Origin of the sequence: Clostridium aestuarii, assembly GCF_026735135.1 — a bacterium.
In the GTDB taxonomy this organism is placed as follows: Bacteria; Bacillota; Clostridia; order Clostridiales; family Clostridiaceae; genus Clostridium_H; species Clostridium_H aestuarii.
The window spans coordinates 107,853-122,469 of the sequence record NZ_JAPQER010000007.1 but is presented as its reverse complement, the minus strand read 5'-3'; the positions used below and the strand labels follow the sequence as shown (position 1 = coordinate 122,469).

17 protein-coding genes are annotated in these 14,617 nt (G+C 27.8%); 3 read left to right on the top strand and 14 right to left on the bottom strand.

Features of this window, described 5'->3' with window-relative positions:
* Window positions 1-37: 37 nt before the first annotated feature.
* The 5 genes from OW763_RS14325 to OW763_RS14305 form a co-directional block, all read right to left on the bottom strand.
* Window positions 38-361, bottom strand: a complete 324-nt coding sequence (locus OW763_RS14325; protein WP_268041885.1) for a cupin domain-containing protein — start codon at window positions 359-361, stop codon at window positions 38-40.
* Window positions 362-519: 158 nt separating this feature from the next.
* A complete protein-coding gene (locus OW763_RS14320; RefSeq protein ID WP_268041883.1) occupies window positions 520-786 on the bottom strand; it encodes a hypothetical protein in 267 nt (88 codons plus the stop codon).
* Window positions 787-911: 125 nt separating this feature from the next.
* The gene (locus OW763_RS14315; protein WP_268041881.1) at window positions 912-1,049 is read right to left on the bottom strand and encodes a hypothetical protein; all 138 of its coding nucleotides are present in this window, start codon (window positions 1,047-1,049) and stop codon (window positions 912-914) included.
* A 236-nt stretch (window positions 1,050-1,285) separates the two neighbouring features.
* Window positions 1,286-1,597 (bottom strand): DUF3888 domain-containing protein, encoded by a 312-nt coding sequence (locus OW763_RS14310; RefSeq protein WP_268041986.1) that lies wholly within the window; start codon window positions 1,595-1,597, stop codon window positions 1,286-1,288.
* Window positions 1,598-2,209: 612 nt separating this feature from the next.
* Window positions 2,210-2,707 carry a hypothetical protein gene (locus OW763_RS14305; protein ID WP_268041879.1) on the bottom strand — a complete coding sequence of 166 codons (498 nt, stop codon included), beginning with the start codon at window positions 2,705-2,707 and terminating at the stop codon, window positions 2,210-2,212.
* 128 nt (window positions 2,708-2,835) lie between these two features.
* Here OW763_RS14305 and OW763_RS14300 point away from each other — a divergent pair, with 128 nt between their 5' ends.
* Window positions 2,836-3,747 (top strand): hypothetical protein, encoded by a 912-nt coding sequence (locus OW763_RS14300; RefSeq protein ID WP_268041877.1) that lies wholly within the window; start codon window positions 2,836-2,838, stop codon window positions 3,745-3,747.
* Window positions 3,748-3,866: 119 nt separating this feature from the next.
* Window positions 3,867-4,793, top strand: a complete 927-nt coding sequence (locus OW763_RS14295) for a DMT family transporter (RefSeq protein WP_268041875.1) — start codon at window positions 3,867-3,869, stop codon at window positions 4,791-4,793.
* A gap of 295 nt (window positions 4,794-5,088) precedes the next feature.
* Here the strand turns inward: OW763_RS14295 and OW763_RS14290 are convergent, their stop codons facing one another.
* The 3 genes from OW763_RS14290 to OW763_RS14280 all read right to left on the bottom strand — a co-directional run bounded on the left by OW763_RS14290 (window position 5,089) and on the right by OW763_RS14280 (window position 8,408).
* Complete coding sequence (locus OW763_RS14290; protein WP_268041873.1) at window positions 5,089-6,585, bottom strand: DNA-binding response regulator; 1,497 nt, start codon at window positions 6,583-6,585, stop codon at window positions 5,089-5,091.
* Between the two features lie 216 nt (window positions 6,586-6,801).
* Window positions 6,802-7,461 carry a type A chloramphenicol O-acetyltransferase gene (catA, locus tag OW763_RS14285; protein ID WP_268041871.1) on the bottom strand — a complete coding sequence of 220 codons (660 nt, stop codon included), beginning with the start codon at window positions 7,459-7,461 and terminating at the stop codon, window positions 6,802-6,804.
* A gap of 176 nt (window positions 7,462-7,637) precedes the next feature.
* Entirely contained in the window at window positions 7,638-8,408 is a 771-nt protein-coding gene (locus OW763_RS14280) for a GNAT family N-acetyltransferase (RefSeq protein WP_268041869.1), read from the bottom strand.
* Window positions 8,409-8,740: 332 nt separating this feature from the next.
* Here OW763_RS14280 and OW763_RS14275 point away from each other — a divergent pair, with 332 nt between their 5' ends.
* Window positions 8,741-9,142, top strand: coding sequence for a cyclic nucleotide-binding domain-containing protein (locus OW763_RS14275; RefSeq protein WP_268041867.1), 402 nt, complete (start codon window positions 8,741-8,743; stop codon window positions 9,140-9,142).
* A 433-nt stretch (window positions 9,143-9,575) separates the two neighbouring features.
* Here the strand turns inward: OW763_RS14275 and OW763_RS14270 are convergent, their stop codons facing one another.
* The 6 genes from OW763_RS14270 to OW763_RS14245 all read right to left on the bottom strand — a co-directional run bounded on the left by OW763_RS14270 (window position 9,576) and on the right by OW763_RS14245 (window position 14,171).
* Entirely contained in the window at window positions 9,576-9,743 is a 168-nt protein-coding gene (locus OW763_RS14270) for a hypothetical protein (protein WP_268041865.1), read from the bottom strand.
* A gap of 205 nt (window positions 9,744-9,948) precedes the next feature.
* Entirely contained in the window at window positions 9,949-10,482 is a 534-nt protein-coding gene (locus OW763_RS14265; protein WP_268041864.1) for a dihydrofolate reductase family protein, read from the bottom strand.
* 170 nt (window positions 10,483-10,652) lie between these two features.
* Window positions 10,653-10,823, bottom strand: a complete 171-nt coding sequence (locus OW763_RS14260) for a hypothetical protein (RefSeq protein WP_268041863.1) — start codon at window positions 10,821-10,823, stop codon at window positions 10,653-10,655.
* A gap of 208 nt (window positions 10,824-11,031) precedes the next feature.
* Window positions 11,032-11,622 carry an ATP-dependent Clp protease proteolytic subunit gene (locus OW763_RS14255; RefSeq protein WP_268041861.1) on the bottom strand — a complete coding sequence of 197 codons (591 nt, stop codon included), beginning with the start codon at window positions 11,620-11,622 and terminating at the stop codon, window positions 11,032-11,034.
* 215 nt (window positions 11,623-11,837) lie between these two features.
* Window positions 11,838-12,362: a GNAT family N-acetyltransferase gene (locus tag OW763_RS14250; RefSeq protein ID WP_268041859.1), complete on the bottom strand. Its 525-nt coding sequence runs from the start codon at window positions 12,360-12,362 to the stop codon at window positions 11,838-11,840.
* A 72-nt stretch (window positions 12,363-12,434) separates the two neighbouring features.
* Window positions 12,435-14,171 (bottom strand): replication initiator protein A, encoded by a 1,737-nt coding sequence (locus OW763_RS14245; RefSeq protein WP_268041857.1) that lies wholly within the window; start codon window positions 14,169-14,171, stop codon window positions 12,435-12,437.
* Between the last annotated feature and the right edge of the window lie 446 nt (window positions 14,172-14,617).

The window sequence follows — 14,617 nt, the reverse complement described above, 5'->3', positions numbered from 1 at the left end:
TTGCTATTATAACTTAACTATTTCTTTGATTCTTACTTTACCTTTTATAATTTGCAGGAGCTGGTGCTTTAACTACAATCAATTCTAAAACTTCATCATGTAAATTGTTTACATTCATCTTTGTATTATATGGTATTTGTAAAAGATCACCTTTGCTATATTCGTGCATATCTTGTTCATCTAGTCTTATCGATAATGTACCTCTGAGTATTGTCATATAAACATTTGAGTTTGAAAAATGCTCTGGTAGTCCTTGGTCTTTGTTAAATACCATATGGATATAATTAATATTCTCATCCATTATAATCTTCTCCACCGCTTTTTCATCTGTAACACTATATTTAAATACCTTTTCAATCATTATAACTCCTCACTTTCATATCTTATTTTAACCAATATATCATTTTTATTAGTTAAAATCGGTAACCTAGGTTACAAAAAGATTGTTATGATTACTTAAACGTTTTAATTGAACGGTATGTGCTAAAAATATATGGTTGCTGATTTTGGCGTAAATTATTAACATTGCAAACTTATAAACCATGAAATAAACAGTATTGATGAAAAATAATTTAAGTAACCTTCTTTATTATTTTGAGCAACTACTTTTTGTGTGCCTACTAAAATACCATTCAAGCCCCCAAATAATAGTGCTATATTAAATATTTTAAATTTAAATATGGTATCAATATCAGTTGTAAAATACATAATACACATAATACCTACAAGTATTGAAAATATATTTATTAAAAAATATATTTTTGAGTTTTCATTTTTAAAATCCATATTATTTTCCTCCTTAGCTATATTACTTCAAAATAACTATCAATTTTGCCATAACTCATTTTAGTATATTTGCCACGCAATCTCTGACAACTGTGAGTTAAACTATCGTTTTATATATACTAAAATTATATAAGATATTCTGAAATAGACAAAACACAAACCTTCTTGGAAAATACTGATGCTAACACTCCACCTCCAATAGTTATGAATGGAATAATTACTAACTGCATTAGAAATGGATCAATTGATTCTATAGATAACATAGTTAATTCCTCCTCATATAATATAGCTGTATCAGGTGCAGTGACTCTTGAAGCTCTCTTAATTCATAACTTTAGACAAGTGCTATCAGACACTGTTTTTCTTTATAGCGGCAGGAACTATATGTATTAAGTACCTTCACAATATTTTGCTATTATGCCTTAACTGTTCCGTTTAATATTAGCTTTTTATATCGTCTTTTATGAAATATGCGTATTAAAATTGTTATTAAATGTACTTAATATGGTTTCTTTATTATGTGTTGCAAGTGTGGTGGCAGTGGATAACTTTTAATATGTTCAAATTTCTTAATTTCAACAGAACCAAGCCCTCCCGTTTCAATTATTAGCCTTTCATCTCCAACAGTATTATGTGCTCCAACGTATGGATGTGCTATAACTTCCAATTCGATTAAATATCCAGTTTTCCATTTTCTTTTAGCACTTACTATATCAATACTATACGCAAAAATCATTGGAGATTCTGTTAAATATTCTTTGTAATAATTATTTATTTCTTTTTGTATATATGGTACAAGCAATGAAGTAATTACGTCTCTATAAATAATTTCCTTTCAGTTCTCTGTTAACTGTGGTTGCTCAATTTTAGGTGGTTCTTTTATGATTAACTCATATGCAGAACATGGAGTTGAAAAAGACGTTATTACTGCTAAAAGACTTATCACAAACACAATTTTTTTCAAAAATACCACCTCCAAAGAGTTTTCTATAATATAGAGTTTCTCTTATCAGTGGATTTATACTGTTACGCTTAATTTTACGATTATGTTTTAATACATTTATGCTTGTTATGACATAATTTTTTTACATTGCATACTAACAAGCCATATCCAATTATACCACATTAAACCTTATTAACTAAATAAAAACAGCATCGTGTTACTTAATCTATATATAAATTTAATATATAAAAAGCAGCTCCATATGCTAGAAAGACATACCATTTAGTTAGTCTTAACTATACAAGTTAATACACAAACAACACCACAAACATATATGTTTACATTTATGTTTGTGGTGTTGTAAATGTTTGTGTAAATATCATTTAGCACAAACAGTAATTATAGTTGTTATCTATCATCTGTAATTATCAGCTTGCTAATACCGCACATCAACTAATAATTATCAATATTATTCTCACTTCATGTTAATATATCTACAGTTTCAGAAGCTATAATTTCTTCCTGTTCTTGTAACTCTTTTTCCTTAATTGTAAATATAGCTGTACTTCCTCCCAGCATTTGTTGAACCTCTTTTTTAAACCTTTTACAAGCAGGTTTTAACTGCATAATTTGTGGAAAAAATCCCTGTTGTAACAATGGAAATTTTTCCATAAGTATTCTTCCTATTGTATCAAAATATTGAACAAGTTCACAAAATTTATCTACTTTAAACTTTAATTCTTCAACTTTTGATAAATCCTTACCGCTAAAAATCATAGCTTCAACAGTATCTTCTTGGTCATATTTAGCACTATCTAAATTACTCTTTAATACATCTATATCTTCATCAATTTGATACATCTGCCTTTTCAATTTGGACATATATTTAGTAAATGCATCTATATACTTTAACTGTATGGTATACTCTAGCTGCCTTTGATACATAGTATAATAATTAAAAACGTTATATCTCCACATAAGTAATTCCTCCAAAAGTATCTTTATACATTTAAATAATATGCTTTTGGAAAACCAATAGTGAACACAATAACAAACTAAAGATTATCTCATATACTATAAAAAAAGACCTTAGGAGTTACTTATTTATGTTTACTAATATGAATTATTATTACCCTTATAGAAATGAAGAAATTGTTAAGCAAGCACAGTCTTATTTATCAGGCTATGAAAAAGATGTATCAAAATTGCCAAAGGGATATGTGAGAGTTAAAAATCTAATTGATAGTGCAAAAAAAGAAAAAGGTATTAATGCAGGTTTTAATAAAGCTTTCACTGCATCAAGAGAAGCTGCTGCTCTTTATAATATGGGATCTATATTACGTGATACCATCTATGGTTGGAGTCAAATAACCAAACTTGCATTTATAATGCTTTCAGGGAAAGCACTTCCCTTAGCTTTATTCCTTTATGAACTTCCTAAAGGATTAGAATACTTTGGAGAAACAGAAAAGAAAATAATTACCAAAATAATAAATTTAGTTAACTATTTAGATGAAAGCAATAAGAAATTTGATGATATTAGAAAAGAATCATTGAAAGTGCTTGGCAATAAACTAGCCTTACAGCAAGTATATAAAAAAATAAAAGACAAGAATCTCACACCAAAATTTGATAACTGGATAGGCAGGTTACCGGGACTTGTAAAAGAATATACTGCTCTATCAACAAAGAAGAAAAAAACAGATCAAGACATCCAAAGACTAACCCAACTTAACATAGATGTTATGCAAGTTGAAAAAGAGCTGGAAGATTACCAAAAAGAGGTTCAGGTCTCATATGCTCTTCCCATACTATATCCATGGATTCCAAAACTAATTAACGGACTTAAACAAATTGAGCCGATTACAGGTTTTACTAAAAAGTACCTTGGAGATATTGTTACAAATACTTTTTATTCAAGTATACGGGGCAATTATTATGGCGTAATAGAAGAATTAAAAGAAGACTGGGAACCACTTTACAAACAGATGAAAGTATTTATAGATAAATATTATTAATAAAGTTCCTTATCTTGATATAATTTAAAACACAGTGCAAAAAACTTTGTGTATACTAAAAATGTATTATATAATATCAGCATGTTTATTACGTTTCAAAACAAACTAGGAGGACTATTATGAACAATACACGAAGTTTTTCACTTTATTTATTCTTATTTATTGGAGTTTTTGCTCTTTCAACATCTGCTATATTTGTAAAGCTTTCAAGTGCACCTGCACCAATTATAGCTACTTATCGTATGATGTTTTCTACTTTTCTTTTATTACCTATGTTGTTTCTTCAGAAAGGAACTTTTCAAGAAATACAAAATTTAACGAGAAAACAATGGCTCTTAGGTAGTCTTTCTGGAGCTTTTCTTGCTTTTCATTATGGACTTTGGTTTGAATCTTTGCATTTTACTTCTGTAGCAAGTTCAACGGTATTTGTTACTCTTCAACCGTTATTTGCATTTATTGGAGGATATTTTTTATTTGGAGAAAAGTTAAAAGGATTTGCAATTGGTGGAGGAATCCTAGCGCTAGTTGGCAGCTTTATAATTGGATGGGGTGATTTTAAAATTGGTGGTCAAGCATTATTTGGTGATATGCTTGCTTTGCTAGGTGCTGTAACAATAACGGTTTATTTTTTTATTGGTCAATATCTAAGAAAAGTTTTGTCTCTTATTACATATGCCTTAATCGCCTATTCCACAAGTGCCTTATTCTTACTAGGATATTCACTTATTCTTGGATATCCCCTAACCGGATATCCATCATCGGATTGGATGTGTTTTTTGGGTTTAGCATTTATTTCAACAATATTGGGACAGACAATTTTAAACTGGCTAATTAAATGGCTAAATACTTCAACGATTTCAATGAGCATTTTAGGGGAACCCATTGGAACATGTATACTCGCATACTTTATTCTTGGAGAAGTAGTTACCACTCAACAACTCATTGGTTCTAGCATTATTTTGTTTGGTATATTTTTATTCTTAAGGTATAATCAACCAGTAGAAAAATCAAAAGAACTAAAATTAAATTCAAACGTTGAAAATTAGTAGTTATGTTATAAAAATTCAAATCAAAAGCAAACATTACTTGGAAGTTTATTAACTTCTAAGTAATGTTATTATGCCTAACACCAACCCACCTATTTTCTCTTGAATGATTCAATTCCACAAATTATTATTCCAACTAAACTTAAGATACTAAATATTTTAAAAAGTGGCTTTTTTTCATCACTATATACTCCTTTCTATCAAAATATATTAATTGTTTACCTAAAAACCCTCAGGCTAAAGCCCACATAATATAATAGTGAATGTTTCACTTCACCTATATTTTTTACATTTATTACATAATTTGTTTATTGAATTCTTTATAATAGACTTTAACTGTTCTTGTACTTACCCCTACTTCCTTAGCTATTTCCCTTTGAGTTAATCCTTTACCCTTTAAACCTCTAATAACCTTCATATTCTCCAATTTCGATTGCTCTCTCTTTGTAAATCCTTTTTCATCTCTTCTTTGATTTTTAAATTTAGCTTTGTTATATTCATTGGTTCTCATATTAGTTCTTATTTTAACCTCTTTTTTACTAATAATCGTCTTAAGCTCTTTCATCTCATCTTCCGTAATGCAGAGCTGCTTTATTAGGGTTTCATTGGTATAATTGTATCCTAAAAGAGCATAACCCTTACGATTCTTTCTAACCTTATTAGCTTTTTTCTTTAATTCTTCATCAATTTCTATTTCATCAGAACCATCTTTTTTCTTTGTAATATTAAAATCATTCAGCCTCCATTCTTTATATGCATTTTCCGCTGCTCTAGTTTGGCTTATAACTTCATTTTCACTTAAAGGTGATATGAACCCCTTATTAAAGTCTAAAGTGTCTTTTACAGCCTTATTTAAATCATTTGTAAAACAACATTCCCAATATCTATATAAAAAACACATAAACTCTCTTTGTCCTGTTTTAATCAATTCACCATTTTCATTTCTACAATAGCCGTTTCTTAATTCCTGAAGCTTCACAATATCCATAAGCCTAGCATAGTGAAGTTTGTATACTGTAAACAGCTTAACAACTTTAGCTTGTCTTCCTCTTCTTTTAAAAACAGGATTCTTAACATAAGGAGTAAGCGTTGGAAGATACTCTTTCTGTATTTCCCTTAAATTATATCTATCTTGACCACAAATTAAAAACTTTACAGCATGTCCATTCTTTTGATTTGTAGATCCTGATAATCTCATTACCCTAGCTGCATCTATTGACTTTGAATCAGCTCCTATTTCTTTTAGCTGCTTTAAAAAATACTTTTGAACTGCATTCCATAAAGGAAGTGCCTTATATGGAACTGGCTCTATAAGCCAATAAATCGCAATTCCTCGTCCAGTTATAACTATAAAACTAGCTTCAGGAACCTTATGTCCTAAATAATCCTGCTCCAGCTGCCATATTATCTGATCCTTTGTAAGGTCTTTATAAACTTCTAAATTATAATAATCTAAATCTATGTATAAAGAATTTAACTTCCTAACATTTTCTATTCTTCTAAAAGGCTTATAAAAACTGTTTGGTGAAACATACAGATTTATATCCTCTATACTCAATAATTTTCCTATGTTCTTTTCAATTTCATCTTCTTTATAGTGATACTGATGCCAAACATTTTCTCTTTTAACAGCTATAGTTATATATCCATCATCACTACTGTGTAAGGTTTTTAAGTAACTTACAGCTTGTCCTACTGCACAATTATCTGCTGTAATTTCCACATATTTTGTATTAAGATTTCTCACAATATCTTTTATATAATCATCTGTATTTAATTGTTTTGCATACACAAAAAGCCCACCTAGTTTTAAAAGAAATTTCAATTTAAATACCTATATATTTCTTTTAATATGTAAATTTGTAAATATATGTTGCTTCGTATGTTTATATTTTACTTTGTATTTTCTAAAATTTCAATATTTCAATATTTCAAATAAATATTTAATATGATTATATTTATTTTATAATTTTTTGATGTTGTGTCTTAACTACTTCCTTAATTATGCTTATTTGCTTAATAACCATTCATCACAACTTTGAGATAGTGTTTGCAATTCAGTGAAAAATCTGCTTGTATGGTATCCATCACAAACAGCGTGGTGAACCTGTAAAGAAAGTGGTAATAATAGTTTTCCATCTTGCTCAAAATATTTACCATATGTAATGATCGGTAAAAGATATGTTCCATCTGCATAAATATTTAGGTTAAATCCTGTAAAGCTTACCCAAGGAGTGCAAGAAATAGGAAATGTGTTTTTAGGTTCATTTTCTTTTGCAGAAATCTTTTTTATATCACTATATTTTTTCATATCATCAATATAATTACGATAAAATATACCGAAATCATCTGAATACATTGTCCAAATATTAGTAAATGTTTCATCATCCTTATGAAAAACGGTAAAACATGGGTTCATATTTTCCCAATAACCAAGATTACCATCTTCATCAAAACAAGTACGAAATTCTTCATGTCTATTTATTACTTTTGCAGCCATATAGATTAAAGCAGGATATAATTTTATATTATTTTTTTTTAGTTGAATAAGCAACTCTGTAATATCGATATTAGCTGTAATGCTGTATGTACATCTAACATTATTCATATAATGGTCAAAATATGGCCTTCTACTCCAATTTTCTTTTTCTATTAAATTAAAATACATTGAACCCAACTCCCTACATACAAATTATAAATAAAACAATTTAAAACTTTTAAATCATTCTTAATATAAATTACAAATTAGTTGAAAAAATAGCCTTAAAAACACGCAATAATAAACCCAGTTAAAATAAATAATGAGATTTTGGATTTCATAGTTTTCCTCTCTAAAAATTATATTTATCTTGCAGGTGTAGATAATCCTTTTTCGGTTATTATTTTTTCAAATTTCTTATCAGAAAGGATATCATTCGTTACAAATTCTCCATCATAAAACAAACTATATGATGTGAAAGGAGCAGGAGCGTTTTGTGCCTGTTCTGTGGTTTCAAACCGAATTGTCTTAAATTTAATTCCTTTATCTTTTGCAATTGCTTCAATAATAGGTACATACTTTACGGTAAATGGACATTGGTGTGCGTAATACAAAACAAATCCACCTTCACTAATTGCAGGATTTCTTACTGTATCCTTAAATTTAGGATATAACACATTTCCCTCAAATGGAAGATACATAAGCTCATAATAAGGTTTAGCTGTATCAATCACCTTAAACCCCTTGTGTTTTAAAAACTTAGGGTCAGCAAGATATGGTCTTTTCTTTTTGGATGACAATATAACAAGTCCTTTTTTACCTTTTTCTTTACTATCTTTGATACAATCATCTAAAAGTAAAGTAGCATTGCCTTGCCCTTTGAATTTTCCAGAAACCCACAGGCAATCAATATACATATATCCCTCTGCATTAATTGGGCACCATGCTTTTTCAGCGGGTATATACTCAATGAAACATTTGCCTCTAACATTACCTTTTTTGAAAACAAGTCCATCACTAAAACGTTCTGCTAGCCACGCTTTTTTTGATGCAACCTGACAATCTTTATTGTTTGTAATAGCACAGCATATATGTTCTTCTTCTAAATTTTCACTTGTAACTGTTATTATATTCATATTTATTTCCCTCATTTTTCTGTTATACAAATAATTTTTGATGCACATTATTTTACAATTTTATTATATATCATTTTATCATATTGAAACATACTTTCTTTAAATGACAAATAAAAAATATAAAATCTTAGGTTATATCAATAATATACTCATTCTACACTATCAATTACTTTGCTTATAATTCCTATTATATATTGTTTTTTTGTTGAAATTTGTAGAAATTTAGATTAAACTATTTTTAGAGACAAATTTATCCTTTGATTTTATTTTTAAATTTACCCCTTAAAAGATAACAAAATTTAATTTTTAATTATAAATATAGGAGTGTTATTATGAAGTTAACTATGCTTGATATTGAAAAAATGAAAACTATCGGTGAATTAAGAGAATACCCTGAAGATACTTATATATTCAAACAAGGTACTTTAGGCATAGAAATGTATGTTATTATTTCAGGAGAAATTGAATTATATATGGGAAATTGTAATAATTATTTATCTTTAGGTAAATTGACCAGCGGAGATGTTATAGGCGAAATGTCTTTATTAGAAACCATGCCTAGATGTGCCACTGCAAAAACAACAACAGAATGTATGCTTTTTATAATAAATAGACGTAATTTTAAAAAGATATTTGAATTATTACCAACAATAGCTATGAGAATAACAAAAAATTTAAGTTGTAGATTACGACAACAAAATGAAGAATTATGGATATTAAAAAATAATACATAATTATTATACAAAATCAATAGTAAAAGAGCTGTACATTTTAATTAGTACTAGCTCTTTTCTATTTATATATAACGTAAACAAAAACTGTTCCAGTTTTTGTAGGGTGCCTGATCCCTTAATCATTTTAAACTTATTTTTAGTATAATAAAACCTCCCGCAGTTATAGGAGCTGATATGTAGCAAAACAGTCTTATTTAATAATAGAAATTATATGTTTATTTTACTCATTTATTCGATTATTAATTTAATCTTTTATTTGTTTATTCAAAAGAATATTTACTCTTTTACTCTTATATTCATATCAATAAATTATTTGAAAATTAAAATCAGCCACATATTGGACAATAATTTTTTCTTTCATAATATCTATCTAATATAAATCCCTTATAACTTATAACTCATCACTTGTCACTTACCACTTATCACTTATAACTTATCCCTTATAACTTATATCTTTACTATTCTTGTCTATATAAATATCAAGTGCTTTTATTCCTCGGTGAGCAAGTTTAACAAATAATATGAATGCATATATACCAATACCTATGAATGCAAAATATATTAACATTATAATTATTGAAAATCCTGATGCAACTCCCATTTTAAATCTCCTCCTGATAATTCGTAATCTCTTTAAATTGTATAATAATATATGTCCAATTATACCATATTAAACCTTATTAGTTACATAAAAACATATTAATAGTTAGATACTATCTATACGCTGAACATATATCTAATTAAACAAAAAGATATAGGTAAATTTGTTTTTACACAAATCAACCTACATCCCCATTTATAATGAATTATCTTCTAATATAGCTAAGTTCAACCATACCATCAATCGTTTTAGTTTCAACAAGTCTAAGTTTGATTTCTGGATTTTCCTTTAAAAAAAGCGGAATTCCATCACCTAAAATAGTTGGTATTATTGTTACAATGTACTTATCTATAAGGTCTTGCTTAATAAATTGATCAATTAACTTTCCACCGCCAATAAGCCAAATATCCTTACCCTGTTGTTTTTTTAGTTTTTTAATAAATCCAGCAATATCTTCTGATATGAACTCTGCTCTCTTATCCATTTCACATTTTCTTGTGGTTGCCACATAGCACTTTTTGCCTTCATAAACCCAATTATCAGGAGATAATTCATTAATAACCTGTTCATATGTAGTTCTGCCCATTACAACAGTATCTATTGTATTATAAAAATTAGTATATCCATTATCAACATTAGGATTATCACCATTACCACTTAACCAATCAACGGCTCCATTCTCTCTTGCAATATATCCATCCAAACTTGTTGCAATATAAAGTATTATACTCCTGCTCATTAGTTTATCCTCCAACCTTTTACTTGAATTAAATACGCTATATTCTACTATTATATATTAACTCTTTTAAAAATCCTTCAACCTTTTCTTTATCATGAACACTTATTTTCATTTTAATTACCTTAATCTCATCATATCTAAACACTTTTTTTATTATAGGACTATGTGCTTCAAACCCTAAGCAATAATATTCCAATACCACCAAGAAAAAGCATTGCGCCATCACACTCTCTTAAAGCTATTGCAATGGCTTTATCTTCTCTTTTTATTTTTCTTACTCTACTTATTATTAAAATTAAAATGAAAAATGTAATAAATGGAATAAAATATCTATTTTTCATATAATAATTCCCCTTTTGCCAATATTAAGACTGCAAAATATTTTAACAATACTTATCAAATTATACCATATTAAACCACATTAGTTATATAAAAACACCCTATTAGATAGGTACTATCTATACGCCAAGCCTACATCTAACTAAACAAAAAGAAGTTAAGAATTTTAACTTTAAAATTCCTAACTTCTTATAATCAATATAATTGAAATTATAGATTAGTTAGTTCCTCATACTTTGAAATAACTTTATTTACTATACCATAATCAATTGCTTCATAAGCATTTAACCAATAATTTCTATCTGTATCTTTTTCTACTTTTTCTAACGGTTGACCAGTAGCTTCACTAATGATGCTATTAATTCTCTTACGTACTCTCAATATTTCTTCTGCTTCAATACCGATATCTGTAGCTGGACCATTGAATCCACCTAATGGTTGATGTATCATATATCTTGTGTTTGGTAAAGAATATCTATCTTGTTTGTCAACAGCAAGGTAGATTGTGATACCGGCACTTGCAACCCAACCAGTACCAATTACAATAACACGTGGTTTAACAAATTTAATCATGTCATGAATTGTATCACCAGCTTCAACATGACCCCCTTGACTATTAAGAAATAACTTTATTGGTTCATCTCCCATTTCTTGTAGAATTAAAAGCTGTTTAGTTATTTTTTCAGCTAAAGCTTGATTTATCTCTCCAGAAATAATGATTGATCTAGATTGCAATAGTTTTTCTAGCACTAAACCAGAAGCTTCTTTTTCTTGTTCTTTTTTTTCATCTTGCTTATTCATGGTATCATTCTCCTATCAATTAATATATTTAGATTTAATAATAACATAATCATTACTTATTTAACCAATTATATCATAATTAATCCACAAATTGTTGATTAAAAAACAAAAAGGTCCACCTAAAAGAAGGTGAACCTATGCTACTATGATTATATGGTATTAATATGTTATAAGTGTTGAAAAATTATGGCAATCTTATTAAAACACCATAATCTTTAGTACAAAGAAATCCAATATCTTTGAGTAATTCGTTCTCCCTCTGAAACTTCATTTTCCAACACACCACCATTATGTATAATCGTTTTTGATGATGCAATATTTTCTTTATCACAAGTAACAAGTACTTTTTCTATATTTATATCTTTGCATTTTTCCAAAGCCAAACAAAGCATTTCCTTTGCATATGCTTTTCTACGTTCAGATTTTCTTACACTGTATCCAATATTCCCGCCAAATTGAAGTAAATAGTCATTTAGTCTATGACGAATGTCTATCATTCCAATTACTCTCTTATCACAAAGTCTTATTGCTAAATATGTAGATGATGGAACAAATCCAGTTCTCACCGTTTCTTCTTTTGAATTATCTATAAGCATAGAAAACCATTCATTAAAACTTCTAGCTTTTTGTAATCCAGCAGTACCATCCATACTATCACCATTTATTTCAAATTCATTTTTATAATCCAATATTTGTTTCTCATATTCTTTTGTTGGAAAAACCAATGTAATTTTTTTCATAAATAACTCCTTGTAATTTTTATTATAATTTAAACTTAATAAATTATCGTTAATACCTATATATAGAAGTATCTACTCTCCACAAGCTAAAGTCATCTGTTCATTTTTAAAATCTTCAAATCCTTTTAACACCAGCATTTGTGAGATGTTATTTTGTAATTTCTTTTTAAACAACTTACTTTTATCTTGGCTTTTCTCAAAAGCTAGCCACTCTTGTTTTTGTTTTTCTAAAGACAATTTATCTTGCTCATTTATACTACCATCTGATAACAACAATTTAAATTCTGAAATTTTCTTTTCTACATCATTATTCAGTACTGCTAACAAATTTTCATACACTAATTCATATGCACCAACATTATCCTTTTTAAATTCCCTTATCTCCTTATCAACATACTTGATATAAGCATTTTCAATTTGCTGCTGTAAATCCATCTTACTTGTTTTGGCATTTGATTTCTCGTTTTCTACATAATCTACTATATGCTTATGTGTAAGTTCCAGCTTTACATTATCAGTTGTAAGGGCAAAATTTAATAATCCTGCTGGGTTAGATATTTTTCTTTTAGTCTTTTCCTCTTCTAACCATAAAATATACTTAATTATCTCCCATTTGTCTTTTTCTTTTACTATTTTATTCGTAAAATCTTCACTTGCACCTAGACTTATCAATTCTTGCCTTATATCCTTAGGTATGTATAATCTAAATTTAGCATCATCTTCATAATCATCTATGGATATTGCTATTTGTTTATACTTCATAGACAATCTGTCTACAATTTCTTCTTTAGAACCTTCAAAAATAATATATATACAACGTTCCTTAATATTATTAATTAGAACTTCATCACCAAAAAAATAATCGGATATAACCCCAAATGCTTTAAGATATTTTAATCCACTAATCAATCTTTCTTTGATTTTTGAAGGATGTTTTTCATAAATTGGAATTTTGTTTTTCAAAACATTTAGACTTCTTTTAATATATCTTACTGGCTGCTTATTAGAGAAATATAAATTACCTTTAACATAAGAATATAATCTTCTTGCTAATCCTCTAGATGGTAAGGAGAAATATTCTTTAGGATTTATATATTTTATATATTCATATCTAATATTATCTATAATTACCCTATTAAACTGAACTTTGCACTTAGCTCTTACAATTTCGCCTTTTACACGTTTTTCACTTTCAAACTCACAATCTAATATTAAATTAAATCCTTTACCTTTTGACCTTAAATATTTATCATTTTTTTTGTTAAAGATAACACCTTCACCTAAACTATGATAAGTTGCATATTTTAATTTATATATTTCCTTTATTAATCTTTCTAAACTTTTACCACCTGTAGACTTATTCATAAATTTGGCTAACTCATATAATGTGAATTCCATTTCATCATTAGGAATATCATACATATTAGTAGATTCATCATAACAAATAGGTGCTATCTTTTGTATATATAGACCTATCAACCCATTCCACACATCCATAGTTGTCATATCAGGAATTGAATGTATTACAAATAATTCTCTGTTTTTTCCTCTACTATCCACCCAATTTCTATATACTGAAGGATAATTGCGGTAATCTATTGGAGTTGGAGACTTTTCTAAATCTTCTTTTAGAATTTCTATTGCTCTTTTTACCCCACTACTAATATTATAATTTTCTTCTAATTTACCTATATTAATAACTTCTTTTTTACTAGAAATAAACAAAGGTGCTTCAATGATATTAATATCTATAATACTTGTATTATGTTGTATGATTTTTTTCTTTTCTACACTATTATTATCATTCATTTTTTTATCTTCCTTATTATAAAATATATAATACTAATATATCATAAATTTCTCGTACTTCATAGAAAATAACCTAATCAATATCTAAAATTTTTCTCGTACCCTGTAGAAGTTTTCTCGTACCTCACAGAAATTTTCTCGTACCCTGTAGAAATCATTTCTCGTACCTCACAGAAGTTTTCTCGTACCCTGTAGAAGTTTTCTCGTACCCTGTAGAAAAAACGCTTCGCTATCCATTGGTATAAGCGGCTTAAGCAAAATGTAACAACAACACTATAATTATACTATATTATTGTTTTTATACTGTATTTATACTGTTTTTATACTATGTAATAATAAACCATTATTTTATATACTTAAATTAAATCTTATTCACACTATTTACATGTATTAAATATTCACTATAGTATAATTTTATTTAACAGTTTAGAGGAAATATTCAGTAT